This window comes from Herbaspirillum sp. 3R11, assembly GCF_004563925.1.
Lineage (GTDB): Bacteria > Pseudomonadota > Gammaproteobacteria > Burkholderiales > Burkholderiaceae_D > Herbaspirillum.
Map to the genome: position 1 here is coordinate 1632295 of NZ_SPNJ01000001.1, position 26125 is coordinate 1658419.

Genomic DNA, 26125 nt, shown 5'->3' on the forward strand with positions numbered 1-26125 from the left:
AGATTGAATACGGATTGAAAATAGAAATGGATTGTAAACAAACGCGCGCCCGGCAACAGGGGCGCGAGCCGATAACCAATATATCGCCGCTGCTTACGGTATCTGCAGCAGCTTGTGCGTCTGGATGCTCAGCTTCCACTTTGGATTATTCTTGACCAGCTCGATCGCCATTTTGGTATTGCGCGCGGCGTCGGGGCCGTCCATCGGCTGCAGCAGGAAATGCGCGAAATCCAGCTTCTCGTAGTCGGCCAGCACCTGCGCCTGCTGCGGAATCACGACCTTCAGCTCGCTGCCTTTGAATACCTTGAGCTCAGAGCCCATCTTGGGGCTGACGCAAATCCAGTCAACGCCCGGCGGCACGGGAATCGTGCCGTTGGTTTCGATGGCGATCTCGAAGCCGACCGCATGCATGCTGGCAATCAGCGCTTCATCGAGCTGCAGCAGCGGTTCGCCGCCGGTGAACACGACGTACTTGCTGGCAGCGTAAGTCTCCGGCCAGAGATTGTTGATGGTCTGCGCCAGCGCGTCGCTGGTCTTGAACTTGCCGCCGCCCTCGCCGTCGGTGCCGACAAAATCGGTATCGCAAAACTGGCAAATCGCCTTGCTGCGGTCTTCTTCGCGGCCGGTCCAAAGGTTGCAGCCGCTGAAACGGCAAAACACCGCCGGACGACCGGCGTGCGTGCCCTCGCCTTGCAAGGTATAGAAAATTTCTTTGATGCTGTAAGTCACGATGATAGGAAGCTGGCGGCGGCGTGTGCGCCGCGGGTTTCGGCGCTGTGCGTGCAGGCTTGCGCCTCGCGTTGTCCGTAAGTCGGCATTATAGCTTGTCTGGCGTGGCGACCGGATGCAGCGCCGCGGAAAAGGATCATTGACCGGACACGCCCATTACCTTTGCCACTTGACTCATTGCGGCAGAAAACTATCAATATAAGAAACGAATTGTCATCTATTACTACCAGCTTTCTGCCTATATATAAATTTTCTGCACTATCGTGCTGTTAGCTCTACTAACAGGCGTTACGCTGAAACGACGACATCATGGACAAACGCTTCAATCCCATCTCTCTGCAGGAACAGGTGCAACTGCGCAAACAGGCCGTCGACGGCGTGCTGGCCCATCCCGAATGGGATTTGCGCCACTTGCGCACCACCATGCGCCTGACCATCAAGGAAATGGCCAAAGTCACCGGCCTGTCCGAACGCACCTTGCGCGACATTGAGAGCGGCCGTTCCGGCGGCACCATCGCCACTGCGGAAAAATTGCTGGGGCTGGTCGGGCTGCGGCTGCTGATCGGACGCATCCCGGCAAAGCCGGACAATAACGGGGCTTAAGCTTTTTTAGCGGAGCCCAGCAACAAGCTCACCAGCATTTCCGCCGTCTCCAGCAAACGCGCCTTGTCGCGATATACGCGTTCCATGATCACCAGTCCGCGCGTAAAGGTGGCGATCAGACGCGCAGCATCTTCCGGCGACGTCATGAGCATGGCGGCGTCTCCCGGACGCTGGAAGCGCTCCAGCAATACCTGTTCCAGTTTGTCGATCAGTTTTTTCAATACCAGGCGTATCGGCTCTTCGATCATTTCGCCGCTCAATGCCGTCTTGCTGCTCAGGCAGCCGCGCGTGGGCGCTCCGGTCGTCAGGGAATCGATGACGAACGCGAAAAAGCCGCTCAGGGCCTCGGCCATGTCCTGCCGGTCCAAGGTCTTGACCACGCCCTCGATGAACCTGTCCATGTACAGGTCGAACACTTTCAGGAACAAGGCATCCTTGCCCTGGTAGGCGTTGTACAGCGAGCCACGCTGCACGCCGGTTACCGCCGCCAGCTCCTGCATGGTGGTTTCGGCATAGCCCCTTTGCCAGAACAGGCCCAGGGCCTTGTCCAGCACTGCTTCTTCGTCGAACTGCCGGACTCCGGCCATGCTTTGCTCCATTAATCGGTAGGTGATGCGCGAGAGTAAATCATCATTGACACAACTGTCAATGATGATTACGATGCGCATTGTTGACATAATTGTCAAACATAATTTCGCACAATATTCTGCTTGCCTTGAAGGAACATCGCGCATGTCCACCGACGTCACCGCCCCAGCCACCGCAGTAGCCAGCCGTTCAGCGGTATGGCGTCACATTCTTGCCGGCCTGTGCGCCAGTCTCGTCAGCATCGGTCTGGCGCGCTTTTCTTACACGCCGCTGATTCCACCGCTGATCCAGGCGCACTGGTTTTCAGCTTCATACATCGTCTATCTCGGCGCCGCCAACCTGGCCGGATATCTGCTCGGTGCGCTGCTGGGTCGGCCGATCGCGCGCAAGCTGTCGAACGTCGCCACGCTGCGGCTAATGATGGTACTGGTGACGCTGTCGTTCCTGGCCTGCGCCATGCCGCTATCGGTGGCATGGTTCTTCGGCTGGCGACTGGTGTCCGGCATCGCCGGCGGCGCCATCATGGTGCTGGTGGCTGCGACCATCCTGCCGCACGTGCCGCCGGAACGGCGCGGTTCGGCCAGCGGCGCGATCTTTCTGGGGCTCGGATTGGGCATCGCCGGTTCAGGAACACTGGTGCCGCTGCTGCTCAATCTCGGACTCTGGCAAACCTGGTTCGGGCTCGGCGTGGTGTCGGCCGTGCTGACGGCGGCCAGCTGGTTCGCCTGGCCGCCGGCAAATGCGCCGGCCGCCGGTCCTGTCACTGCACCTGTGACGACACATGCAGAGTCGGCGGCATCAGCCGCACCGCCATCGTCATCCGGCGTCGGCCTGCTGTATGCGCAATACGCGCTGATGGCCGTCGGCCTGGTGCCGGCCATGGTGTTCTTCGTCGATTTCATTGCGCGCGGCCTCGGCGCCGGCGCGCATCAGGGGTCGCTGTTCTGGATTCTGTATGGCGTGGGCGCGATCTTCGGACCGCCGGTCTACGGCTTGCTGGCCGACCGCATCGGTGCGCGGCTGACCATGCGTTACGTGCTGCTGGTCCAGTTGCTGGCGGTAGCGGGCTTGTGCAGCACCGACAACCATCTCTACCTCGCCCTGCTGACCTTGCTGGTCGGCGCCTTCCCGCCCGGCATCGTGCCGCTGATGCTGGCGCGCGTACGGGAAACCGTCACCGGCCATGCACACGCCGAGCGGCAAAACGTCGTCTGGGGACGCGCCACGACGATCTTTGCGGCGTTCCAGGCGGTTGCCGGCTACAGCTATTCGGCCATCTTCAATGCCAGCGGCGGTAGCCATCGCCTGCTTTTCATGATCGGCGGCATTGCGATCGCCATTGCACTCACGTCCGATCTCGGCCTGCCGTTGCTGCAACGCCGGCGCACCTGATTATTGAGCAAGGAGTCGTTCAGTGCGCGCGCAAACGCGGCGTCACGAAATCCAGGAAGGCCCGCAGCTTCAACGGCAGCGGCGCCTGTCCCGTGTGCACCAGGCTGACAGGCAACGGCGCCGATTCGAACTCCTCCAGCACCACGCGCAGCGCCTGCTCACGCACCGCGTCCGCGACCTGATAGGACAGCACGCGGATCAGTCCGACTCCCACCGTTGCAGCCGCGATGGCCGCCTCCGCCGTGTTGACCGTAAACCGCGATTGCACCGGTACCGACAACTCGGATTTGCCGCTCCCGAATACCCAGGCGCGCATGGACGCAAGGACTTCAAATGTGACACAGGCATGCCCGGCAAGATCCTGCGGCCGGGCCGGCACGCCATGTGCCGCCAGATAAGCCGGGCTGGCGCAGATCACGCGTCGCACGGTCCCGACACGCGTGGCCATGAGCATGCTGTCGGGCAGCTCGCCGATCCGTATCGCCGCGTCGGCATGTTCGTCCATCAGATGCACGACTCGATCCGTGAGCATCAGGTTGACGCTGATCTCCGGATACTGCGCCAGGAATTCCGCCACCACCGGCACCACGTGCAGCCGTCCGAACGCCACCGGCGCCGTCACCAGCAATTCGCCTTTTGGTGAAGCGTACTCCCCTGTCGCGGCGCGCTCGGCCTCGCCGATTTCTTCCAGGATGCGTCGACACGCGGCCACATAGGAGATGCCCGCTTCCGTCAGCGACAGCTGCCGTGTGGAGCGATGGAGCAAGCGCGTCTTCAGATGCGCCTCCAGTTCCGCCAGCTTGCGGCTGACCGTCGCCAGCGGCATGTCGAGGACACGCGCGGCAGCCGACAAGCTGCCGGCATCGACAACGGCGATCAGGATGGACATGGAGTCGAGACGGTTCATGGATAACTACCAAATTCTGGAAGGATGATTCCCAATCTTAGGTAATTATCTTTATAAATGCAAACAAGTAAGCTACGCCATGAGCCTGGGAACGTGGCATCCCGCCGCACTTCGCAGGCACCTGTCGAAGGAGAATTCCGTGAACGGCCAGCCCATAACCTCTGCCAGCCCAGCCGCGCCTGCCGTGGCGTCCCGAGGCAAGATCCTCATGATGGCAATCATCGCCGGCGCGGTGATCACCAACATTTATTGCACCCAACCCATCCTGCCGCTGATTGCCTCAGACATGCACGTCGATGTGGCAACAGTCGACCTCGTCGCCGGCTCGGCGCTGCTCGGTTTCGCCGTCGGACTGGCGTTGCTGCTGCCGCTGGGCGATCGCTTCGACCGCCGCAAGCTGGTGCTGGGCCAGATCGTCGGAGCCTTCGTCTTCGCCAGTGCCGCGGCATTGGCGCCCGGCATCTGGGCGCTGATCGCAGCCTCGTTCGGACTGGGCATCGTCAGTTGCGTGCCTCAACAACTGGTGCCTTTTGCCGCCGTCATGTCGTTGCCCAAAGATCGCGGACGTGCGGTCGGGACGGTGGTCAGCGGCATCATGGTCGGCATCCTGCTCGGCCGCACCATCAGCGGCGTAGTCGGATCAGCCTATGGCTGGCGTGCGGTGTATGGCGTGGAAGCGGCGTTCATGATCCCGGTGTGGATCGCTGCTGCGATGCTGCTGCCGCGCGGCGTGCCCAGCACCAATCTGTCCTATGGACGCCTGCTGGCATCGCTGTGGCCGCTGGCGCGCGACCATCGTCCGATTCGCGAATCGATGATGGTGCAAGCGCTGTTGTGGGCGTGTTTCAACGCGTTCTGGGTCAATCTGGCGGCATTGCTGGCGAACGGTCCCTGGCACCTCGGCAGCGCCTGGGCGGGCGGTTTCGGCGTCATCGGCGCAGCCGGCGCCTTGGCCGCATCACTCGGCGGCCGCGCCACCGACAAGCTGGGACCGCGCAGCGTCGTTGCGGCCAGCATCGGCATCGTGACGGCAGCCTTCCTGCTGCTGGCCGGCGCGGAAACCTCGCTGGTATTGCTGGTGATCGGGGTCATCGTGCTCGATATCGGCGTGCAGTCCGGCCTGGTGTCCAACCAGACCCGCGCCTTCGCGGTCGATCCCAAGGCGCAAGGTCGTATCAACAGCCTGTACATGACCGCCACCTTCTCCGGCGGCGCGCTCGGCGTGATAATCAGCGGCTGGCTGATGGCGCGCTACGGCTGGAGTGGCATCGTGGTCTTCGGCATCGTATTGGGTATTGTCGCGGGGCTGGTGCACTGGCGCGGCGGGTCGCACCGGACGGACGAGCTCAGCCGTTGAGCGGCCACACGCGCAATACTTCGTGCCGTGACAGTCCGATATGGCTTTTGACGAGCACGAACTCGGCAATCTGAAAGCCGATGGGATCGAGGGAGATCCGCTCCACCCGGTGGCGCGGATCGTAGCCAAGCGTCATATGCGGTTCGTAGGAACGCTGCGGCGTAAAACCCTGCTCGGCCATCGCGCAACCAAGCGCTGTGCGCAGTTCCCGTACGCCATTGAGTCCCTCGCCCGCGAGCAGCACGAACGGTCCGCTGGGTGCGGAGAATGTCACCGCAGCATCGAAACGCGCATCAATGGAGGGAAAGCGAACTGCGTCGGCTGCGCGGCATGCAGCCTCCACCACGCGCTCGTCGCTGTCGTGCCCGACCAGTTCCAGCGTGATATGCAGCCGCTCCGCCCCGACACGTTTGCCGGTGACGCCATGAGACGTCATTAATTTTTCAGCAAACGCATCAAGACGGGCTGCATCCGCGACGGCCGGACGCAAAGCGAAGAACCAGGTGTGCTGAGGCGGGAAAGCTGGTGGGCGGGCTTTGCGGGACTCGCGCGGACGCGCTGCAGGCGCAGGCACATCGCCGAACAGATCCTGCTCAGCCATCAATTGCTCCACCTCGATGATCAAACATTGATACTCCGCACCTGCTCATAGAGCACGGGAAGATCCGTATGGATAGTTTTCCATACAATCTCGTGGTCGACTTTGAAGTAGCCGTGGGCGACGGCGTTTCGCATTTGATAGGCAAATGCCAACGGTAATTCCGGATGTTGCGCAGCGAATTCGGGATAGAGCTTCTGGATATTATTGCTGGCTTCGCCCAGGATCTCAAGATTGCGAATAACCGCATCCTGTACCAACTCATTTTTCAGAAACGCGACTTCGTCCAGTGGATCGGTGTAGCGACGGATGCGTTCTATGGCCTGCATCATATGCTCGAGATAATCGAGCAGACGTTGCTGTTCTCTAGTCATACAGGAATGGATTCGGCAAGCACGGCAGCCCGGAATTTTTCCGGCAACGCCTTTGGCGTCAGGACATCAACTTGCACTCCCAGTAATTCGAGGAGCTCGTGGCGGATGGCGCCGATATCGAACAGTGTGGTCTCAGCCGTCGGCTCAATGAGAAGATCCAGATCACTGCCTTCCGTGTCGCTGCCTTGGGCGACTGAACCAAACACGCGCGGATTGCGGGCGTGATGACATTCCACAATCCGCCGGATCGCGTCGCGATGCATGTGAAATGCGATAGATGGTTTCATGGAATCGGGCACAGGATGAAATACTGTTGAAGGAAATTGTACCACCTCGACCAGTCGCGGCCTCCCGCCTGACTGCCCCGCTATCTGATCGAAGTCCTGAAACTCATCCTCCTAAGCGGCCGCCACCGCATTGGCCCGCGCCTTGTGCAATTTCTTGTAGCTGTCGATCAGGCGATGATGCCGGTCGAGGCCTTCGAGTTTCATGCTGGTCGGCGTCAAGCCGAAGAAGCGCACGCTGCCGTCCACCGAACCCATGACCGCGTCCATGCGGGCGTCGCCGAACATGCGGCGGAAGTTGACCACGTAGTCGTCCAGTTCCAGATCGTCATCCAGCATGACCTCCAGCACCACCTTCAGCGCCTGGTAAAACAAGCCGCGCTCGACCGTGTTGTCGTTGTACTGCAAGAAAGCCCCGACCAGATCCTGCGCGTCCTCGAATTGCTGCAAGGCGAGCTGGATCAGCAGCTTCAATTCAAGCACCGTCAGTTGACCCCAGACGGTGTTCTCATCAAATTCGATGCCGATCAGCGTGGCGATATCGGAGTACTCATCGAGTTCGCTGTTTTCCAGACGCTCAAGCAGCGCTTCCAGGGCGGCATCATCCAGGCGATGCAGGTTCAACACGTCGGCGCGGAACAACAACGCCTTGTTGGTGTTGTCCCAGATCAGGTCCTCTACCGGATAGACTTCCGAATAACCGGGCACCAGAATCCGGCAGGCGATGGTGCCCAACTGGTCGTACACCGCTACGTAGGACTCTTTGCCCATGTCTTTGAGAATACCGAACAAGGTCGCGGCTTCTTCGGCGTTGGAGTTTTCGCCTTGGCCAGAAAAGTCCCATTCGACAAATTCGACATTCGCTTTGGCGCTAAAGAAGCGCCACGACACGATGCCGCTGGAATCGATGAAGTGTTCAACGAAGTTGTTCGGCTCAGTCACCGCGTTGCTCTCGAAGGTCGGCGGAGGCAAATCGTTCAGGCCTTCAAAGCTGCGACCTTGCAGCAACTCCGTGAGACTGCGCTCCAGTGCAACTTCAAAGCTCGGATGCGCGCCGAACGAGGCAAAGACGCCGCCCGTACGCGGGTTCATCAGCGTGACGCACATCACCGGATAGGTTCCGCCCAGCGATGCATCCTTCACCAGCACCGGAAAGCCCTGCTCTTCCAGGCCCTTGATGCCCGCCAGGATGCCGGGATATTTTGCCAGCACGTCCTGCGGCACGTCCGGCAAGGTGATTTCGCCTTCCAGGATTTCACGCTTGACCGCGCGTTCGAAAATCTCGGACAGACATTGCACCTGTGCTTCGGCCAGCGTATTACCTGCGCTCATGCCGTTGCTGACGAACAGGTTTTCGATCAGGTTCGACGGGAAATACACCGTCTCGCCGTCCGACTGCCGCACATAGGGCAGCGAACAGATGCCGCGCTTTACGTTGCCGGAGTTGGTGTCGATCAGATGCGAACCACGCAGCTCGCCATCGGGGTTGTAGATTTCCAGGCTGTAGGCATCCAGGATCTCTTTCGGCAGTGCATCCTTGCGACCGGGCTTGAACCAGCGCTCGTTCGGATAGTGGACAAATTCCGCCTCGGCGATGTCTTCACCCCAGAATGAACCGGCGTAAAAATGGTTGTTGTTGAGACGCTCAATGTATTCGCCCAGCGCCGAAGCCAAGGCGCTTTCCTTGGTCGCGCCCTTGCCGTTGGTGAAACACATCGGCGAATGTGCATCGCGGATATGCAGGGACCATACGTTGGGAATGATGTTGCGCCACGAAGCGATTTCAATCTTGATGCCCAGGTCCGCCAGGATGCCGGACATGTTGGCGATGGTCTGCTCCAGCGGCAGGTCCTTGCCCAGGATAAAAGTGCTGGCGTCGGAGTCAGGCTTCAGGGTCAGCAGGGACTGCGCGTCGGCGTCCAGGCTTTCCACCTCTTCGATGATGAAGTCAGGGCCTTCCTGCACCACCTTCTTCACCGTACAGCGCTCGATGGACCGCAGGATGCCGCGGCGATCGGTTTCCTCGATATCCGCCGGCAACTCGACCTGGATCTTGAAGATCTGCTTGTAACGGTTTTCCGGGTCGACAATATTGTTTTGCGACAGACGGATATTTTCGGTCGAGATGTTGCGCGTGTTGCAGTACAACTTCACGAAGTAAGCGGCGCACAAGGCCGACGACGCCAGGAAGTAATCGAATGGCCCTGGCGCCGAGCCGTCCCCCTTGTAGCGGATGGGCTGGTCGGCGATGACCGTGAAGTCATCAAACTTGGCTTCGAGACGCAGCTTGTCGAGGAAGTTGACTTTAATTTCCATGGGGGAATTCCAAAAATGATGCTCTAAATGATGTCGCCGCTATTATCCGCCACCGTACTGCGGCCCAGAATACAAAGCCCTGTAAGAACAGGGCTTTGTAATCAATCAACTGGCAAGTGATGTTTCCTGAAAGGAGATATCACTCCCACTCAATCGTTGCAGGCGGCTTGCCCGAGATGTCGTAGACCACGCGGTTGATGCCGCGCACTTCGTTGATGATGCGGTTGGACACATGGCCCAGCAGCTCGTGCGGCAGATGCGCCCAGTGCGCGGTCATGAAGTCCTGGGTCTGCACGGCGCGCAGCGCCACCACGTATTCGTAGGTGCGGCCGTCGCCCATCACGCCTACCGATTTGACTGGCAGGAACACGGCGAAGGCCTGGCTGGTCTTTTCGTACCAGCTTTGACCGTCTGCATCCTTGGTATTGCGCAGCTCTTCGATGAAGATCGCATCGGCGCGGCGCAGCAGGTCGGCAAATTCTTTCTTCACTTCGCCGAGGATGCGCACGCCCAGGCCCGGACCAGGGAACGGATGACGGTAAACCATTTCGTGCGGCAGACCGAGCGCCACGCCCAGCTCGCGCACTTCGTCCTTGAACAGTTCGCGCAGTGGCTCCAGCAACTTCAGATTCAGCGTCTCCGGCAGGCCGCCGACGTTGTGGTGGCTCTTGATGGTGTGCGCGCCCTTCTTGCCCTTGCCGGCGCTTTCGATGACGTCCGGATAGATGGTGCCTTGCGCCAGCCATTTGGCGTTCTTCAGCTTGCCCGATTCGGCCTGGAAGACTTCGACGAATTCGCGGCCGATGATCTTGCGCTTGGCTTCCGGGTCGGTCACGCCGGTCAGGTGGCCCATGAACTGATCTGTCGCATCGACGTGGATGACCTTGACGCCGAGATTCTTGCCGAACATCTCCATGACCATCTTGCCTTCGTCCAGGCGCAGCAGGCCGTGGTCGACGAACACACAGGTCAGCTGGTCGCCGATGGCGCGATGGATCAGCGCTGCGGCAACGCTGCTGTCGACGCCGCCGGACAGGCCGAGGATGACTTCGTCGGTACCGACTTGCTGGCGGATCGATGCGACCGCTTCAGCGATGTAGTCGGGCATGTTCCAGTCCGATTTGCAGCCGCAGATGTCGATCACGAAGCGGCTCAGGAGTGCCTTGCCTTGCAGCGTATGCGTGACTTCCGGATGGAATTGCACGGCATAGAAACGACGATCTTCGTCGGCCATGCCAGCCACCGGACAGTTGCCGGTCGAGGCCATCAGCTTGAAGCCGTGCGGCATTTCGTTGACCTTGTCACCGTGGCTCATCCAGACCTTCAGCATGCCGTGGCCGTCGGCCGTGGTGAAGTCTGCGATGTCCTTCAGCAATGCGGTGTGGCCGTGCGCGCGCACTTCGGCGTAACCGAATTCGCGCAACGTGCCGTTTTCCACCTTGCCACCGAGTTGCTCGGCCATGGTTTGCATGCCGTAGCAGATGCCCAGCACTGGCACACCCAGTTCAAACACCGCGAACGGCGCACGCGGCGTATCGCCTTCGGTCACGCTGTTCGGGCCGCCTGACAAGATCACGCCGGAGGCGCCGTAGTTACGGACGAATTCGTCGCTCACGTCGTGAGGGAAAACTTCGGAAAACACACCGGCTTCGCGCACGCGGCGAGCGATCAGCTGAGTGACCTGGGAACCGAAATCGATGATCAGAATTTTTGAGTGCATGGCTGTGATGGTAGGCAAGTTTGAAATTATTTCAGCGGCAAAAATAAGTCAAAAGGCCGCGGCCAAAACTAAGTGGCGCGGCCTTTTGTCACTATCGTCACCTTGCTTAGTCGGCGCGGTAGTTAGGAGCTTCCTTGGTGATCTGCACATCGTGGACATGCGACTCGCGCATACCCGCCGAGGTGATCTCGACGAACTCGGCTTTTTCGCGGAATTCATCGATGGTGGCGCAACCGCAGTAGCCCATCGAGGAACGCACGCCGCCGACCAGTTGATACAGGATCGCCAGCACGCTGCCCTTGTAGGCGACGCGGCCTTCGATGCCTTCCGGCACCAGTTTTTCTGCGTTGTTTTCGCCGTCCTGGAAGTAGCGGTCAGCCGAACCGTCGGTCATGGCGCCGACGCTGCCCATGCCGCGATACGACTTGTAGCTGCGGCCCTGGAACAGGATCACTTCGCCCGGCGCTTCTTCGGTGCCGGCGAACATGCTGCCCATCATGACCGTGGAAGCGCCTGCCGCCAATGCCTTGGAGACATCGCCCGAGAAGCGGATGCCGCCGTCGGCGATGACCGGTACGCCGGTGCCTTCGAGCGCTTTTGCGACGTTGGCGATGGCCGAGATTTGCGGCACGCCGACGCCGGCAACGATACGGGTGGTGCAGATCGAGCCGGGGCCGATGCCGACCTTGACCGCATCCGCGCCGTGTTCGACCAGTGCCTTGGCAGCTGCGCCGGTGGCGATGTTGCCGCCGATGACATCAACGTGCGGGTAACGGGTCTTGACCCATTTGACGCGGTTCAGCACGCCGGCAGAGTGGCCGTGGGCGGTATCGACCACCAGCACGTCAACGCCTGCGGCAACCAGCAATTCGATGCGTTCGTCATTGTCAGGACCGACGCCGACGGCAGCGCCGACGCGCAGCTTGCCCTGATCGTCCTTGCTGGCGAACGGGTGAGCGGTGGACTTTTGAATGTCTTTGACGGTAATCAGGCCGCGCAGCTCGAAGTTGTCGTTGATGACCATCACGCGCTCGAGGCGATGCTTGTTCATCAGGCGCTTGGCTTCTTCCAGGCCGGCACCGTCCTTGACGTAGACCAGTTTGTCGCGCGGCGTCATCTTGGCGCGCACTTCGGCGTCGAGGTCTTCTTCAAAGCGCAGGTCGCGGTTGGTGATCACACCGACCAGGGCGCTGCCCTCGACAACCGGGAAACCGCTGATGCCGTGCAATTCCGACAGCGCGATGACTTCGCGGATCTTCATGGTGGGCGGGATCGTGATCGGATCGCGCACTACGCCGGACTCAAAACGCTTGACCTTGGAAACTTCGCGCGCCTGCTCCTTCGGCGTGAGGTTCTTATGGACAATACCGATGCCGCCCTCTTGTGCGATGGCAATTGCCAGGCGCGCTTCAGTCACGGTGTCCATTGCCGCGGAGATAAGCGGAATGTTCAGGCGAATGTTGCGTGTCAGACGCGTGGCAAGGGAAGTATCTTTGGGGAGGATGTCCGAATAAGCCGGGACGAGGAGCACGTCATCGAATGTGAGTGCTTTTTGGAGAAGACGCATAGCATTTCCTATAGGCGCAAAAGCGAATTATACAGAAAACTTTTGCACGCGTCGCGCCGACCTTGATTTTTCCGTGAAATGTGCAGCTTATTTGCTGCATGCTCTCCGGCAAGCGAGCCGGAGCTGCGCCTCAGCCCTTCTTCGCCACCCGGCGGCGGCGTGTATCCATAGGGTCGGCGATCAGCGGGCGGTAGATCTCAATCCGGTCGTGATTACGCAGCACGGTATCGAGCGTCTTGAGCTTGCCGTAGATGCCCACGCGGCAAACCGTCAGGTCGATTGCTGTACACTCGCGCATTACCCCGCTTTGCATGATGGCCTGCTGCACGGTGGCGCCGGCGTCGACACGCACCGGCTTGCGGACCTGCAAGTCCGGCGCGGCGTAGCAGATCTCGACTTGCAATTGCGCCGTTTCAGCCATATATCTGTTCTGCACGCTTGCAGAAAGAATCGACGAAACTGTTGGCGATCATGCTGAACACCGGCCCGATCACCGATTCCAGGATGCGGCTCGAGAATTCGTACTGCATGTCGAATTCGATCTTGCAGGCATCCTCGCGCAGCGCCTTGAAGTTCCAGCGCGCTTCGAAATGCTTGAACGGACCTTCCACCAGATGCATGGTCATGCTGCTCGGCGGCGTGTTGGTGTTTTCGGTGGTGAAGGATTGCTTGAGGCCGTGATAGTTGATCTTCAGCTTGGCCTTGAGCTTGTCGCCCTGGCGCTCTTCAACGTCAACACCGCCGCACCAGGGCAGGAATTCAGGATAGTCTTCGACGCGGTCGACCAGCTTGAACATCTGCTCGGCGCTGTAATTGATCAGAACTGTTTTATGTACGACTGCCATGAATGGTGGTCCGTTTGATAAAATCGCAAAGTTGAAATTTTAACCGAGACCACGGATTTTCCGACCAGATGAGTATTGTTGATAATAAAAAAGCATTTTTCGATTACTTCGTCGAAGAGCGCTTCGAAGCCGGGATTGTCCTGGAAGGCTGGGAAGTCAAGGCCATCCGCGCCGGCAAGGCGCAGATCAAGGAAGCCTACGTGACGATCCGCAACGGCGAGATTTTTTTGTTCGGCGCGCACATCAGCGCCCTGACCAGCACCTCCACGCACGTCCATCCTGAAACCACCCGCACCCGCAAGCTGCTGCTCAATGCCTCCGAAATCGACAAGCTGATCGGCAAGGTGGAACGCTCCGGTTATACGTTGATGCCGCTGAACCTGCATTTCAGCAAAGGCCGCATCAAATGCGAAATCGGCCTGGCCAAGGGCAAGAAGCAGCACGACAAGCGCGAGACCGAGAAGCAACGCGACAGCCAGCGTGAAATCCAGGCCGCCATGAAAACCCACCGCCGTTAAAAAAATCGTCGCCACGCTACCGGCGCGGCGACGCTCTGACTCTCCCTATCTGCCTGCCGCCAACCGCAGGCACTCCGCTACTTCTTCCACCACGCCCGACCACTCGCCGCGATGTTGCTGACGGAACACCTTCACCGTCGGATACCAGCGCGAGCTGCCGGTCTGCCAACCCCAGCGCCATTCACTTTCATAGCGCAGCAACAGCCAGGCCGGTTTGCCCAGTGCGCCCGCCAGATGGATCACCGCCGTATCCGCGCTGATCACCAGATCAAGATTGTCGATCAGCGCCGCAGTCTCGGCCATGTCCGTCATGGCCGCCTCCAGTCGGTGCATGCGCCCCCACTGCGCCAGCTCAGCGAGATCGCCGGCGGGAATCTGCTGCTGCAAACTCACCAATTCCACGTCGATCTCCGTCAGCGGACGCAGATGACTCAAGGGGATATCGCGCGTGTAATTGAGCTCGCCGTGCTGTCGACCGGCCCAGGCCAGGCCGACGCGGAGCCGCGGCGATGCCGGACCGAGTACGGCCGACCACTGCTGCTTGAGTTCGGCGTCGGCATGCAGATACGGCACCGCCGCCGGAATCGTCGCCAGCGTCCAGCTCAGCGCCAGCGGCAAGCTCATCAGCGGGCAATGGAAATCGTGCGGCGTCAGCGCCTTGTCGTTGCTGACCAGCGTGACATTGGGCAAGGCGGTCAGCGAAGCCAGCAGCCGTCGCAAGCTCTCCGGCACGCACACCGTCACCTGCGCCGCCATGTCGGCGACGAGAGGAATGTAACGCGCGAACTGGATCGTATCGCCCAGCCCCTGCTCGGCCCACAACAGGATGCTGCGCCCGCTCAGCGACGGCTCGCCCAGCCAGGCCGGCTCATGCGGGAACAGCCCCTGGTCGCGCAGTTGTGTGGTCCGCCAGCGCGCTTCGTGATGCTGCCAGCCGCCGGCAAAGTCGCCTTGCAACAGCAGACAATGGCTCTGCGCCATCTCCGCCTCGGGGAAATTCGGCTGCAAGGTGAGCGCCTGCTCGTAGCACCACAGCGCCTGGTTGATGCAGTTCATTTTTTGCAGCACGTTGCCGCGATTGAAAATCGCCGCCGCATCGACCGCCGATTGCGCCAGGATACGGTCATAGCAGAGCACGGCTTCTTCGTGGCGGTTCAGGTGCAGCAGCACGTTGCCGCGTTGATTCAACGCCTGCTGGTGCGTCGGCGTGGATTCCAGTGCCCGGTCCAGGCTGGCCAGCGCCTCGTCGAAACGCCCGAGCCGCTCCAGCAACGCCGCCTGCTCACACAGCAGAGCGGCCTCCTGCGGCCGCTCCTCGAGCATGATCTGGCAATGATCCAGCGCCAGGATCATGGCACGATGGCGCGCTTGCGACGCGTCTTCCAGAGTGGGAAAGCGCTGCAGGCAATCGTCGTAGGCGGCGATCGCTTCGGCATAGCGCTCCTGCGCCATCAACAGGTCGGCGCGGCGCATCAGCGCCGGCACGAAAGCAGGATCGAGCGTGATGGCCTGTCCGATCAGGTTGAGCGCATCATCCGGCCGCCCCTCGAGGTCGGCGGCAATGCTCTGCGTCAACAAGGTCATCAGTTCCTGCAGGTGGCCAGGGTCTTGCAAAAGCTTTTCATGCAACATGGTTCAAGTCCGTCTCATCGATGTCGCGCACATTATCTCCCCAGGCGACGCGGCCTGTTCTTTACCGTCATTTGCACCCGGCAACAAAAACCGCGAAGGTGTTGGCGGCATATATCAACAAGGCCGCAGTATCGGCCATAGCCCCATGCAAAGGCCCACGTCACCGTGTAAAACCGGGTAAATTCCGGCTCCGCCCTGTCCTGCAAGGCGCTGACGGGCCATGCATTTTCAAAAGGGCAAATTCTCCCGGTTCTCCACTATTTACGCGCGGCAAAAGCAGGGTAAAAGATTGTAAAGATGCCGACACCAATCGTTACCGCAGTACCGTGCGGCGGCCTTTTGCGCATATGATTGCGCAATCCGAAGCACCGCAAAATCAAAGAAAGTGAAACCAGCGACGATGTCCAAAGTATTGCTGATAGACGACGACATTGAACTCGTTGACATGCTCAAGGAATACCTCGAGCAGGAAAAGTTTGAAGTACGCGTCGCCTACGACGGCGAAAGCGGCGTGGTCGAGGCCCTCTCCGGCCAGTATGCCATCGTCGTCCTCGACGTCATGATGCCGCGCCTGAACGGCCTGGAAACCCTGCGCCGCATCCGCGCCAAGAGCAATCTTCCGGTGCTCATGCTGACCGCCAAGGGTGACGATACCGACCGCATCATCGGCCTCGAACTGGGCGCCGACGATTACGTTCCCAAGCCATGCACGCCGCGCGAACTGACCGCCCGCGTACGCGCCATCCTGCGCCGCACCGTGATCGACAATCCCGATCACAGCCCCTACTCGCCGCTGGCCGTGGGCGCGCTGTCGATGTGGCCCGAGCAACGCCGCGCCACCTGGTCCGGCCGCCCGCTGGAACTGACCAGCAGCGAATTCAACCTGCTTGAAGTGCTGGCCCGCAACGCCGGCAAACCGGTCAGCAAGCAGCATCTTTCGGAACAAGGCCTGGGCCGTCCGCTGGCGCGCTTCGATCGCAACATCGACGTCCACCTGAGCAGCATCCGCCAGAAGATCGCTACCCTCGGCAGCGACAAATCCTGCATCCAGACTGTTTACCGCCTGGGATATCAGTTCATCAAGGAATAGCAGTGGGACGGCTGTTCTGGAAGTTCTTCTTCTTCATCATGGTGGCGCAGCTGACGGCGACGATCGGCGTCGGCATCATGTTCTCGCTGGAGAATCGGGAACGCGACCGGCGCACCAGCGACCTCGACCAGAGCCCTCCGGCCGCCTTCATGATCCGCTCCGCCGCCGCCACGCTGCAGTACGGCGGTACCGAGGCATTGCGCAAATTGGTGGTCAACGCCGAGCGCCACCACGTCTACGCCGTCGATGAACAACAGCGCGAACTGCTGGGCCGCGAAGTCCATCCGCGCCTGATCGAAGAAGCACGCGCCCTGCTCGGCACCGAACAGCACGAAACCCGTCGCCGCGTGGTCGAGGAAGTCAAGGCCGCCGACGGCCACACCTACCTGCTGTTCCTGCCCTCACCCGTCAATCCGGAATTCGGTGGACCACCGCCGCACGAAGAACGCGGACCGCGCCGCATGCAACCGCCGCCACCGTTCTTTTTCCCGATGATGCCGATGCTGGTGGCGACCGTTGCCAGCCTGTTTTTCGCGATGCTGCTGGCCTGGTATTTTTCGCAACCGATCCGTCTGCTCAAATCTGCCTTCGCGCGCGCCTCGTCCGGCAACCTGAACGACCGCCTGGCGCCGCAGATGGGCAAGCGCAATGACGAACTATCCGACCTCGGCCGCGACTTCGACGGCATGACCGACAAGCTGCGCGCCTTGATGGACAGCCAGCGTCGCTTGCTGCATGACGTCTCGCACGAACTGCGTTCACCGATTGCGCGCCTGCAAGCTTCCATCGGACTGGCGCGCCTGCAGCCTGAAAAAACCGCTGCCACGCTGGAACGCATCGAGCGCGAAGGCGTGCGCATGGACAAGCTGGTGGGCGAACTGCTGACCTTGTCGCGACTGGAAGCAGGCGTCACCGGCGCCATGGAAGACCACATCCGCATGGAAGACCTGCTGACGGAAATCATTGACGACGCCCGCTTCGAAGCGGCAGCGCTGAACCGCCACATCGAAGGCATCGTCCGCTGCGACGTTGTCATCAAGGGCGGCGCCGAGTTGCTCTACCGCGCCATCGAAAATGTCGTGCGCAACGCCATCAAGCAAACCGCCGTCGACACCACCATTGCCATCAATACCCAGGTCGACAAGGACAGGCAGTCGCTGCTGGTGTCGGTCATCGACCACGGCCCCGGCGTGCCTGAAGAAGAATTGCAGCTGATCTTCGAACCCTTCTTCCGCAGCAGCCGCACCCAGAAAAACAGCAACGGCTACGGCCTTGGCCTGACCATCGCGCGCCGCATCATCGAGGCGCACGGCGGCCGCATCTGCGCCTTCAACCGCGTCGACGGCGGACTGTGCGTGGATATCGTCCTGCCGTATGACGCCATCGAAAGCGCATCTGAAATACCCCCGACATCATCCGGCGACGAGGCATAAAAAAAGCACCTGAAGATTTTCTTCAGGTGCTTTTTTTACTACAGACGCTGGCTTGCTACATCGCCTTCGTCAGCCCGATGGTTCGCTCGATCAGCACCAATGCCAGCACCGCCAGCACGATGAAGATCGCCGACACTGCATTGACCACCGGATCGAAAGTCTGGTCGATGTAAGTGAAGATGCGCACCGGCATCGTCACCGTGCCCGGTGCGGTCAGGAACAGACTGACCGACACTTCGCCGAACGAAGTCACCGCCGCAAACACGGTGCCGGCGACGATGCCCGGTTTGATCAGCGGCAGGGTCACGTGACGGAAGGTGTAGGCCGGCGTCGCGCCCAGGCTCATCGATGCCGTCTCCAGCCGCCGGTCCATGCTGGCCAGGCTTACGCTCACTGTGCGCACCGCATAAGGCAGCGCCACCAGGATATGGCCGATCGCAAGTCCCGTCAGCGAACCCGACAAGCCCATCCCGGTCAGCACGTACAGCAAAGCAATGCCGAGCACCACCTGCGGAATGATCAGCGGCGACAGCACGAACGCCTGCAGCACGTCGCGTCCGCGAAACTGCAGCCGCGCCAGCGCATAAGCCGCCGTGGTGCCGAGCAAGGTCGTCAGCGGCGTCACCACCAGCAACAGCCAGGCGCTCACCTGCAAGGCCTTGAGCCAGGCGCGATTGTCGAAGAAGGCCTGGAACCAGCGCAGCGACACCGACTCCGGCGGAAACTGCGGATACGCGCCGGGACTGAAGGCAGACAAGAAAATCACCAGCACCGGCAGGATCAGGAACAGGTACACCAGTCCGCCCGCCGCCCTGCCGAGCCAACGCCAGCCAAGGGAAGAAACCGGCGCCGTGAAATCGCGATCAGTGGCCATAGACGCGCCGCTCCCAACGTTTTTGAACATAGCTCATCAGCCCTGCAATCGCCGCCGTCACCACCAACAGCGTGAGCGACAACGCCGCCGCCAGCGGGAGGTTGGCGATCTGCAAAGCCTGCTGGTAGATCCCGATCGGCAGCAACGGCTGCAGGCGTCCGCCGATCAGCAATGGCGTCACGTAGCTGCCGGCCGCCAACGCGAACACGATGATGGCGCCGCTCATCATGCCGGGAATCGTCAGCGGCAACACCACATGCAGGAAGGTATGACGCGCGCCCGCACCCAGGCTTTGCGAGGCGCGCGGCAAGGCGGCGGGAATCTCGCCCAGCGAGGTCGCCAGCGGCAGCACTGCAAACGGCAGCATGACCTGCACATAGGCGACGATGACCGCTTTCATGTTCCACAGCAACGCCAGCGGTGCATCAATCAGACCAAGACGACGCAGGACGTCGTTGATCAGACCGTTTTGCGCCAGCAGCACGATCCACGCAAACGTGCGGATGACCACGCTGGTCAGCAACGGCGAAATCAGGATCACGTACAGCACGGTGCGCCAGGCGCGGCTGCGTGTGCTCACCAGCAGCCAGGCAGCCGGATACGCCAGCAGCACGCACAACACCGCCGTCAGCGCCGCCACCCACAGCGTGGTGCCCAGCGCACGGATATAGCCGGCCGAAGTGAAAGCCTCGATGTAGTGGGAAAAACTGTAAGTCGGCAACACCATCAGCATGCCGTCGACGTCGTGCAAACTGAGTACGATCAGCAGGATCCCCGGTACGACGAGGAACGCCGCCAGGAACAACATGCCCGGCGCCAGCAGCAGCCAGGAGAACAAGGAGTTTCCGGAAGTGGAGACGCGGCTCAAGGGTAGGCTGATATTCATGTTCAGGCACCCTTGCTCTCGGCAGGCAGCACCGCCAGATCGTCGGCATTCCAGGCAAGTTGTACGGGCGCGCCGGCTTGAGGGACTGCCGCGAAGTCGGCTTCGGGCGCTTCCACCACCAGCTCGCCGCCGCCCGGCAGCGTAACGGTCACGTGAAGTTCAGCGCCGGTATAGCTGGCGTCGCGCACCACGCCGGCGACGCTGTTGGCTGCATCGGCTTGTTGCGCATCGTTCGACGGTGCCGACAAGCGAATACGCTCCGGACGCAGCAGGAACAAGGCATCGCCGCCGGCGGCATGCGAACTCGCCAGTTGCAGCGGCACACCCGGGCGCGAGAAATGTGCGGTCGCCTCAAACGTGCCAACGCCATTGGCGCGCGCCTGAATCAGATTGGCATGCCCGACAAATTCGCCGACGAAGCGATTGACCGGACGCCGGTACAACTCCAGCGGCGTACCGACCTGTTGCAGGCGACCTGCGCCGAGGATGCCGATGCGGTCCGACAAACCCAGCGCCTCTTCCTGATCGTGCGTCACCATGACCGTGGTCACGCCGACATTGCCGAGCAGGCGACGCAATTCGGTCTGCATTTCCTTACGCAGCTTGGCGTCCAGATTCGACAGCGGCTCGTCCAGCAACAGCACCTGCGGCCGGATCGCCAGCGCGCGCGCAATCGCCACGCGTTGTTGCTGACCGCCCGACAACTGGTGCGGCATGCGCTGCGCCAACTCAGACAAACGCACCAGCTCCAGCATCTCGGCGACGCGGGCGCGAACATCATCGCCCTTGGCCTTGCGCACGCGCAGGCCGTAGGCAACATTGTCGAACACGTTCAGGTGCGGGAACAAGGCGTAGCTCTGGAACACCATGCCGATGTCGCGCCGGTGCGGCGGCAGGCTGGTGACGTCACGCCCGCCCACCACCACCGTGCCCGCGCTCGGCGCCAGGAAACCGGCGATGATGTTGAGCAGGGTCGTCTTGCCGCAGCCGCTCGGCCCCAACAGGGAAAAGAATTCTCCCTGCGCGATGGACAGATCGACGCCAGCGAGCGCCTGCAGATCACCGAAGCGATGTGCTACGCCGTGGATGTCGATTGCACTCATTTACCGTTGCCCAGCGCTTGCGACCAGCGGTTGGTCCAGTCCGTGACTTTCGGCGTGGCGGTTTCGTAGTCGATCCAGATCAGTTTCTTGTACGCTTCTTCGCCGACCTGCACCTTGGCCTTGAGTTCGTCGTTGTACTGCACGTCCTGATTCGTCATGCCGTACAGCGAGCCATCGGAAAACGCTTTCTGCACCTTGTCGCTGGAGAGGAAATCCAGCAGCTTGTAGGCATTGGCCATATTCGGCGCGCCCTTGGCGATCACCCAGTTGGCGGCGCCCACGACCGGACCGTCGGTCGGATACGCGAAGCCGACCTTCAGGCCGCTCTTCTGCAAGGCGAACACGCGGCCGTCCCAGTACGGCACCACCCACGCGTCACCACGCTCGAGCAAGGTCTGGATTGCGCCAGGGCTGTCCGGGAACGCCACCGCGTTGCCCTTGAGTTCAGCCAGCTTGGCAAATGTGCGTTCGACGTCGGCATCGTTCTTGAGCTCGCCGCCCAGCGCATGTGTCAGGCCGGCGAAGAATTGCAGCCCGGCCGCATAGCTCGGCGAAGAGATCGCGACGTGGCCCTTGTACTCAGGATTCCACAGGTCGAGCCAGCTCTTGGGCGGCGTCTTCACGAGGTCGGTGCGATACGCCAAGCCGAGCTGGCCGAGGCTGAAGGCGGCGGCATAGGTCTTGCCGTCCTTGGTGAATTTTTCCTGCACGGTCGGATACAGCTTGGCCAGGTTCGGAATGTTCTTCGCTTCCAGCGGCTCCAGCAATCCGGCCGCGGCGGCGCGCTGCACCGAGTCGGGCTGGAACACGACGATGTCGTAGGCCGGATTGTTGCCGTTGGCGGCGCGCAGCTTGGCCAGCCACTCGGCGTCGGCGCCGGGCACGATTTCCACGTTCAGCTTGTTGTCCTTGGCGTATTGCTCAAGGCCGGCGGCGCGGATGTTCTTTTCCCAGTCGCCTCCGTAGACGCCGATGACGACTTTGTCGGTGGCGGCAGGTGCAGCTGCAGCTGCCGGCGCCTCTGGCTTCTTGTCGCCGCAGGCGGCCAAGATGGCTGCTGCGGCCAGCGTCACGGCAAGGGTCGGGAGGATGCGGATGGCGCGGATGCTACGTATCGATTTCATTTTTTTCTCCAGTATGTTTTTCATCGGAATGCGATCAGGTTGCAGCAGGTATGGTGTTGGCAAATCGCGTGGCGGCAGCGGCAATGGCTTGGTCGCTCGCCGCCGTCTGCGGAAATCCTTCGGGCAACTCCGCCAGCGCCGCTGCGAAGGCCTGCCGCCGATGCCGTGAGCGCGCAGCGGCGGGCATGGCGAACAAGGCGGTGCTCAGGCGATCCAGCAAGGCTTCGGGGAAGACGCGATCCCAGGCTTCGCGCTCGGGACCGAAGCGGCTGACGACATGACTGCCGGCACGCAAAGCTGCAGTCGCCGCGGCGTCCACACTCAGCGTCGCGTTCGCCGATGTCAGCGCCACGCCGTAATCGTCGCGCGCCGCATCGGTCGACAGCAGGCCGCGCAATACGTCGGTCAGCACTGCGGCAGGATCGCGTTGGAACGGGTCGCCCCAACCGCCGCCGCCTGGTGTCTGGATCGAGATTTCATCGCCCGCCGCCACCGGCAGCAGATCTATCTTGCCGAGCTCATGCGGCGCTTCGCCGGCACGCTGCAAGATCAGTCTGGCAGGCGCACCCGGACCGCCGCCGTGTGCGCCCCAGGGACGGAAACGCAAACGTTCCATCCCGCGCGCAAGCACGAAGCTGTCGTCCTGCAAAATGCGGAAACGAATTTCCTGGCCGTTGCCGCCGCGCCATTGACCGGCGCCGGCGGAATCGCGGCGCAGGCCGTAGTGGACGATCTCCACACCGGTCTCGGCTTCCACCGTCTCGACCGGATTGTTGGAGAGATTGGAAATGCTGCTGTCGCGACCGTCCGCGCCGTCGTAGCCGCGCCGTCCGCCGGTGCCGCCCACCATCGGCTCGACCACCTGCACGTTCTGGCCGAAACCATGACGCGCCGGCTCTGCCACCACCACCGGAATGATGGTGCCGCCGCTGGCGGCCGGCATGTAGTCGGGCAAGGCCTGGCCAAGCACGCCGTTGAGCGCGTCGTTGACGCGCACGGCGGCGGCATGGCGTACACCCACCGCAGCGCCCGGCAGCGGATTGACCACGCTGCCCTTGGGCGCGATGACCGACACCGGCGCCAGCAGGCCGGCATTGATCGGCACGCCCTTGTCGAGCGTCGCCACCAGCGCCAGGATGCGCAGCGTCAGCCAGGCATGCGGCAAGCCGTGGCTGGGAATGTTGATGGCCGCAGCCACCTGCGGATCGCTGCCGGTGAAATCGAGCAGGATGGCGCCGTCGCCGACCGTGACCGCCAGCGCGATACGCACAGGCAGGCCGGAGCCGGCTTCGTCGTCAAGATAATCGGTGAAACGGTAAGTGCCGGCCGGCACCTTCCTCAGCACCGCACGCGCACGCAATGCTGCGTATTCGACCAGATCCAGCTGAGCATCCAGCAAGGCTTGCGCGCCATGCTGCTGCAAGGTCTGCGCCACGCGTTCGCGGCCGGTGGCGAGCGCGCCCAGCATGGCCTTGAGGTCGCCCATGTTGGCGTCAGGCGTTCGGCTGTTGGCGCGGAACAGCAAGGCCACGTCTTCGTTGAGCTGCCCTGCCCGCATGATCTTCACCGGGGGAATCTGCAAGCCTTCCTGGAAGATTTCATGATTAGTCGGCGAGATGCTGCTCGGCACTTTGCCGCCGACGTCGGACGCGTGCAAAAAGCCCCAGCCGTAGGCGACGATCTTGCCGTCATGGAAATAAGGTTCAATCACTTGCAAGTCGGGCAAGTGCGTCGCCAGGCCGCCCGACCGATACGGATCGTTGGTCAGGATCACGTCGCCCGGCGCCAACTCGCCGACGGCAGCGATGGCGACCGAACAGTCGAGACCGACAAAACCGGAGACGCCGAGCGCACGCGGATAGGCGAAGAACTTGCCGTCCAGGCCCGCCAGCGCGCAGCAAAAATCGGCGGTTTCCTTGACGTACAAGGTGCGGCCGGTACGCTGCAGCGTGAGGCACATTTCTTCGGCGATCGAGGTCAGTTTGTTGCCGAGGATTTCAAGGCTGATCGGATCGAGTTTCATGATTGGCCTCCTTGGCTTACTGCATTGAGATGCAGGTTGCCGAGCGCATCGGTGCGTCCTCGCCATCCCGGCAACACCAGGATGGTGGTGTCTTGCTGTTCGATCACCGCCGGTCCGTCGAGCACGTCGCCAGCACCCAGCGCGTCGCGCTGGTAGATCTGCGCCTCGTGCCAGCCGCCGCGCAGGAATACCTTGCGCCGGCTGTGTGCAACTGCCGTGCCGGTCCCGGCAAAGCGCGGCGCGCCGGCGGCCGTTACCAGATGGCCGACGATGGCCAGGCGAATGGTGGAGATGTCGACAGGTGCCTGCTCGTCGCGGAAACCGTACAAGCGCTCATGCTCGCGATGGAAAGCTTCGATCAGGTAATCCGCCTGCAGCGGCGACGGCAAGGGATGCGACAAGGCCACGTTGAGTTCATACGCCTGCCCTGCGTAGCGCATGTCGAGCGCGGGACGCACTGACGGTTGGTCGGTGCCGCCCACGCCCTGCTGCTGCAACCATGCGTGCGCACTGGTTTCGAGTTCGTTCCAGATGGCATCGACGTCGCCGGCCGCGCGATCGTCCAGCGTGACGCGCAAGCTGCGCACGAAATCGCGGCGCAGGTCGGCGGTCGCTGCACCCAGCGCACAGAATGTGCCGGGCTTGAGCGGGATCACGACATGCGCGAGGCCCGCTTCTTCAGCCAGCCAGTTGGCGTGTGTCGGACCGGCGCCGCCAAATGGTACCAGCGCAAATTCAGCTGGATCAAGGCCGCGTTGCGCCAGGCTCTTGCGCAACTCGGAAGCCATCTGCGCGGTGGCGATGGCGAGTGCGCCGGAAGCGGCGCGTACCGCTGCGTCGGGCGCAGTGTCGCCCAGCGCGGCGGCGACCTGGTTCAATGCGGCTTGTGCGCGCTCAGGGTAGAGCTTCATGGCGCCGCCGACGAAGGCGTCTGCATCGAGCACGCCGGTGGCGAGATAGCAATCGGTGACGGTCGCGCTGCTGCCGCCGCGTCCATAGGCCGCAGGACCGGGATCGGCGCCAGCGCTTTCCGGGCCGACTTTCAGCACGCCGTGTTCGTCGACGCGGATCTTGGAGCCGCCGCCGGCGCCGATTGCGGACACGCCGACCACCGGCAACACCAGCGGCAGCCCACCGATTTCAGTGCGTGTGACCATCTCCGCCTGGCCATGCTGCGAGACTGCAATATCGCTGCTGGTCCCGCCCATGTCGAAAGTGACGATGCGCGGCGTGTCCGACTCGACCGCCAGCCGTGCGGCCGCGACCACGCCTGACGCGGGACCGGACAAGACGGTGTCGATCGGACGCCCGAGCGCAGCATTGAGCGACAGCGAACCGCCGTTGGACGCCGTCACCAGGATCGGTGCAGTGACGCCCAGTTCGGCCGCCAGCTGCGCGAGGCGCTCGAAGTAACGGCGCATCAGCGGTTGTATGTAGGCATTCAGCGACGCGACGACGGTGCGCTCGTATTCGCGGATTTCGGGCCAGGTTTGTGCAGCGGACAAGACCGCTATTTGCGTCGTCGTGGGCAGCGCCTGCTGCAGGGCGGCGGCCAGTTCGGCTTCGCGCTCCGGTTGCAGGTAGCCGTTGATCAGCATGACGACTACTGCGTCAACGTCGAGCGCTGCGATCTGCTGCGCCGTCGATGCGATCTGTTCAGCGTCGGGCCAGCGTGTCGCTTCGCCGTCGCGATTGAAACGCGCGCCGATTTCCAGCACGCGTTCGCGCGGCAGGAACGGTTCTTCGCGGGTGGCATGGAAATCGAATGAGGACGGCATGCGTGCGCGGCCGATCTCCAGCACGTCGCGGAAACCTTCCGTGACAACCAGGCCGACGCGGGCGCCGCGACGCTGGATGATGGCGTTGAGGCCGATGGTGGTGCCGTGCAGCAGCACGCCGATGTCGGACGGCGCCAGGCCGTTTTGGGCGATCAGCGCGGCCAGGCCGTTGCGGACTGCGAGGGCCGGATCGGCAGGAGTGCTGGGTTCTTTGTGGTAAGCGAGTTGCCGGCGTTGGGTGTCGTAGAGGACGAAGTCGGTGAAGGTGCCTCCGACGTCGATACCTATGCGTGCGCCGGCCGAAGAGACGGAATTCACTACGGATGCTCCAGAAAAACTGCCTGCTGCGTTTGCATGATGACAAGAGAATGGGCGGAGCGCTCA

Annotated in this window: 24 protein-coding genes; 6 read left to right on the plus strand and 18 right to left on the minus strand. The window is 61.9% G+C overall.

The window, feature by feature from the left end:
* Positions 1-93 precede the first annotated feature (93 nt).
* Positions 94-729 (minus strand): 7-carboxy-7-deazaguanine synthase, encoded by a 636-nt coding sequence (gene queE / locus E4P32_RS07515; protein WP_016835458.1) that lies wholly within the window; start codon positions 727-729, stop codon positions 94-96.
* A 309-nt stretch (positions 730-1038) separates the two neighbouring features.
* Between queE and E4P32_RS07520 the strand changes: the two genes are divergently transcribed.
* Positions 1039-1332, plus strand: a complete 294-nt coding sequence (locus E4P32_RS07520; RefSeq protein ID WP_116432550.1) for a helix-turn-helix transcriptional regulator — start codon at positions 1039-1041, stop codon at positions 1330-1332.
* Here the strand turns inward: E4P32_RS07520 and E4P32_RS07525 are convergent.
* A complete protein-coding gene (locus E4P32_RS07525) occupies positions 1329-1919 on the minus strand; it encodes a TetR/AcrR family transcriptional regulator (protein ID WP_116432549.1) in 591 nt (196 codons plus the stop codon). The genes E4P32_RS07520 and E4P32_RS07525 overlap by 4 nt on opposite strands.
* A 145-nt stretch (positions 1920-2064) precedes the next feature.
* Between E4P32_RS07525 and E4P32_RS07530 the strand changes: the two genes are divergently transcribed.
* A complete protein-coding gene (locus E4P32_RS07530; protein ID WP_116432548.1) occupies positions 2065-3312 on the plus strand; it encodes a YbfB/YjiJ family MFS transporter in 1248 nt (415 codons plus the stop codon).
* 19 nt (positions 3313-3331) lie between these two features.
* Here the strand turns inward: E4P32_RS07530 and E4P32_RS07535 are convergent, their stop codons facing one another.
* Positions 3332-4219, minus strand: coding sequence for a LysR family transcriptional regulator (locus E4P32_RS07535; RefSeq protein ID WP_116432547.1), 888 nt, complete (start codon positions 4217-4219; stop codon positions 3332-3334).
* A gap of 139 nt (positions 4220-4358) precedes the next feature.
* Here E4P32_RS07535 and E4P32_RS07540 point away from each other — a divergent pair, with 139 nt between their 5' ends.
* Positions 4359-5576, plus strand: a complete 1218-nt coding sequence (locus E4P32_RS07540; protein WP_116432546.1) for an MFS transporter — start codon at positions 4359-4361, stop codon at positions 5574-5576.
* On the opposite strand, the gene E4P32_RS07545 is transcribed toward E4P32_RS07540, so the two are convergent.
* From E4P32_RS07545 to E4P32_RS07580, 8 genes are all read right to left on the minus strand, one after another.
* Positions 5566-6201: a 2'-5' RNA ligase family protein gene (locus E4P32_RS07545; RefSeq protein ID WP_116432545.1), complete on the minus strand. Its 636-nt coding sequence runs from the start codon at positions 6199-6201 to the stop codon at positions 5566-5568. The two genes, E4P32_RS07540 and E4P32_RS07545, sit on opposite strands and share 11 nt — an antisense overlap.
* Complete coding sequence (locus tag E4P32_RS07550) at positions 6198-6548, minus strand: DUF86 domain-containing protein (protein WP_116432544.1); 351 nt, start codon at positions 6546-6548, stop codon at positions 6198-6200. The genes E4P32_RS07545 and E4P32_RS07550 overlap by 4 nt, the downstream gene beginning before the upstream one ends.
* Entirely contained in the window at positions 6545-6835 is a 291-nt protein-coding gene (locus tag E4P32_RS07555) for a nucleotidyltransferase domain-containing protein (protein WP_116432543.1), read from the minus strand. Before E4P32_RS07555 ends, E4P32_RS07550 begins: the two co-directional genes overlap by 4 nt.
* Positions 6836-6946: 111 nt before the next feature.
* Positions 6947-9148: an OsmC domain/YcaO domain-containing protein gene (locus E4P32_RS07560; RefSeq protein ID WP_116432542.1), complete on the minus strand. Its 2202-nt coding sequence runs from the start codon at positions 9146-9148 to the stop codon at positions 6947-6949.
* A gap of 139 nt (positions 9149-9287) precedes the next feature.
* A complete protein-coding gene (gene guaA, locus E4P32_RS07565) occupies positions 9288-10868 on the minus strand; it encodes a glutamine-hydrolyzing GMP synthase (protein WP_116432541.1) in 1581 nt (526 codons plus the stop codon).
* A 106-nt stretch (positions 10869-10974) separates the two neighbouring features.
* Positions 10975-12435, minus strand: a complete 1461-nt coding sequence (gene guaB / locus E4P32_RS07570) for an IMP dehydrogenase (RefSeq protein ID WP_016835451.1) — start codon at positions 12433-12435, stop codon at positions 10975-10977.
* A gap of 130 nt (positions 12436-12565) precedes the next feature.
* Positions 12566-12856, minus strand: a complete 291-nt coding sequence (locus E4P32_RS07575; protein WP_116432540.1) for an RnfH family protein — start codon at positions 12854-12856, stop codon at positions 12566-12568.
* Positions 12849-13280: a type II toxin-antitoxin system RatA family toxin gene (locus tag E4P32_RS07580; protein ID WP_116432539.1), complete on the minus strand. Its 432-nt coding sequence runs from the start codon at positions 13278-13280 to the stop codon at positions 12849-12851. The genes E4P32_RS07575 and E4P32_RS07580 overlap by 8 nt, the downstream gene beginning before the upstream one ends.
* Positions 13281-13348: 68 nt before the next feature.
* On the opposite strand from E4P32_RS07580, the gene smpB reads away from it, so the two are divergent.
* Positions 13349-13798: an SsrA-binding protein SmpB gene (smpB, locus tag E4P32_RS07585; protein WP_016835449.1), complete on the plus strand. Its 450-nt coding sequence runs from the start codon at positions 13349-13351 to the stop codon at positions 13796-13798.
* Positions 13799-13843: 45 nt separating this feature from the next.
* On the opposite strand, the gene E4P32_RS07590 is transcribed toward smpB, so the two are convergent.
* On the minus strand, positions 13844-15430 hold the full coding sequence (locus tag E4P32_RS07590) for a tetratricopeptide repeat-containing glycosyltransferase family protein (protein ID WP_116432538.1): 1587 nt from the start codon (positions 15428-15430) through the stop codon (positions 13844-13846).
* A 400-nt stretch (positions 15431-15830) separates the two neighbouring features.
* Here E4P32_RS07590 and E4P32_RS07595 point away from each other — a divergent pair, with 400 nt between their 5' ends.
* The gene (locus tag E4P32_RS07595) at positions 15831-16520 is read left to right on the plus strand and encodes a response regulator transcription factor (RefSeq protein ID WP_029363764.1); all 690 of its coding nucleotides are present in this window, start codon (positions 15831-15833) and stop codon (positions 16518-16520) included.
* A 2-nt stretch (positions 16521-16522) separates the two neighbouring features.
* Complete coding sequence (locus E4P32_RS07600) at positions 16523-17953, plus strand: ATP-binding protein (RefSeq protein WP_116432537.1); 1431 nt, start codon at positions 16523-16525, stop codon at positions 17951-17953.
* Positions 17954-18008: 55 nt separating this feature from the next.
* On the opposite strand, the gene E4P32_RS07605 is transcribed toward E4P32_RS07600, so the two are convergent.
* Genes E4P32_RS07605 through E4P32_RS07630 form a run of 6 tightly spaced genes read right to left on the minus strand, consistent with a single transcriptional unit; the run spans position 18009 to position 26059 of the window.
* Positions 18009-18827, minus strand: coding sequence for an ABC transporter permease (locus E4P32_RS07605; protein WP_116432536.1), 819 nt, complete (start codon positions 18825-18827; stop codon positions 18009-18011).
* Complete coding sequence (locus E4P32_RS07610; RefSeq protein WP_116432535.1) at positions 18817-19713, minus strand: ABC transporter permease; 897 nt, start codon at positions 19711-19713, stop codon at positions 18817-18819. The genes E4P32_RS07605 and E4P32_RS07610 overlap by 11 nt, the downstream gene beginning before the upstream one ends.
* A 2-nt stretch (positions 19714-19715) precedes the next feature.
* Positions 19716-20816: an ABC transporter ATP-binding protein gene (locus tag E4P32_RS07615; protein ID WP_116432534.1), complete on the minus strand. Its 1101-nt coding sequence runs from the start codon at positions 20814-20816 to the stop codon at positions 19716-19718.
* Positions 20813-21940: an ABC transporter substrate-binding protein gene (locus E4P32_RS07620; RefSeq protein ID WP_116432533.1), complete on the minus strand. Its 1128-nt coding sequence runs from the start codon at positions 21938-21940 to the stop codon at positions 20813-20815. Before E4P32_RS07620 ends, E4P32_RS07615 begins: the two co-directional genes overlap by 4 nt.
* A gap of 34 nt (positions 21941-21974) precedes the next feature.
* Positions 21975-23963: a hydantoinase B/oxoprolinase family protein gene (locus E4P32_RS07625; RefSeq protein ID WP_116432532.1), complete on the minus strand. Its 1989-nt coding sequence runs from the start codon at positions 23961-23963 to the stop codon at positions 21975-21977.
* Positions 23960-26059 carry a hydantoinase/oxoprolinase family protein gene (locus tag E4P32_RS07630; protein WP_116432531.1) on the minus strand — a complete coding sequence of 700 codons (2100 nt, stop codon included), beginning with the start codon at positions 26057-26059 and terminating at the stop codon, positions 23960-23962. Before E4P32_RS07630 ends, E4P32_RS07625 begins: the two co-directional genes overlap by 4 nt.
* Between the last annotated feature and the right edge of the window lie 66 nt (positions 26060-26125).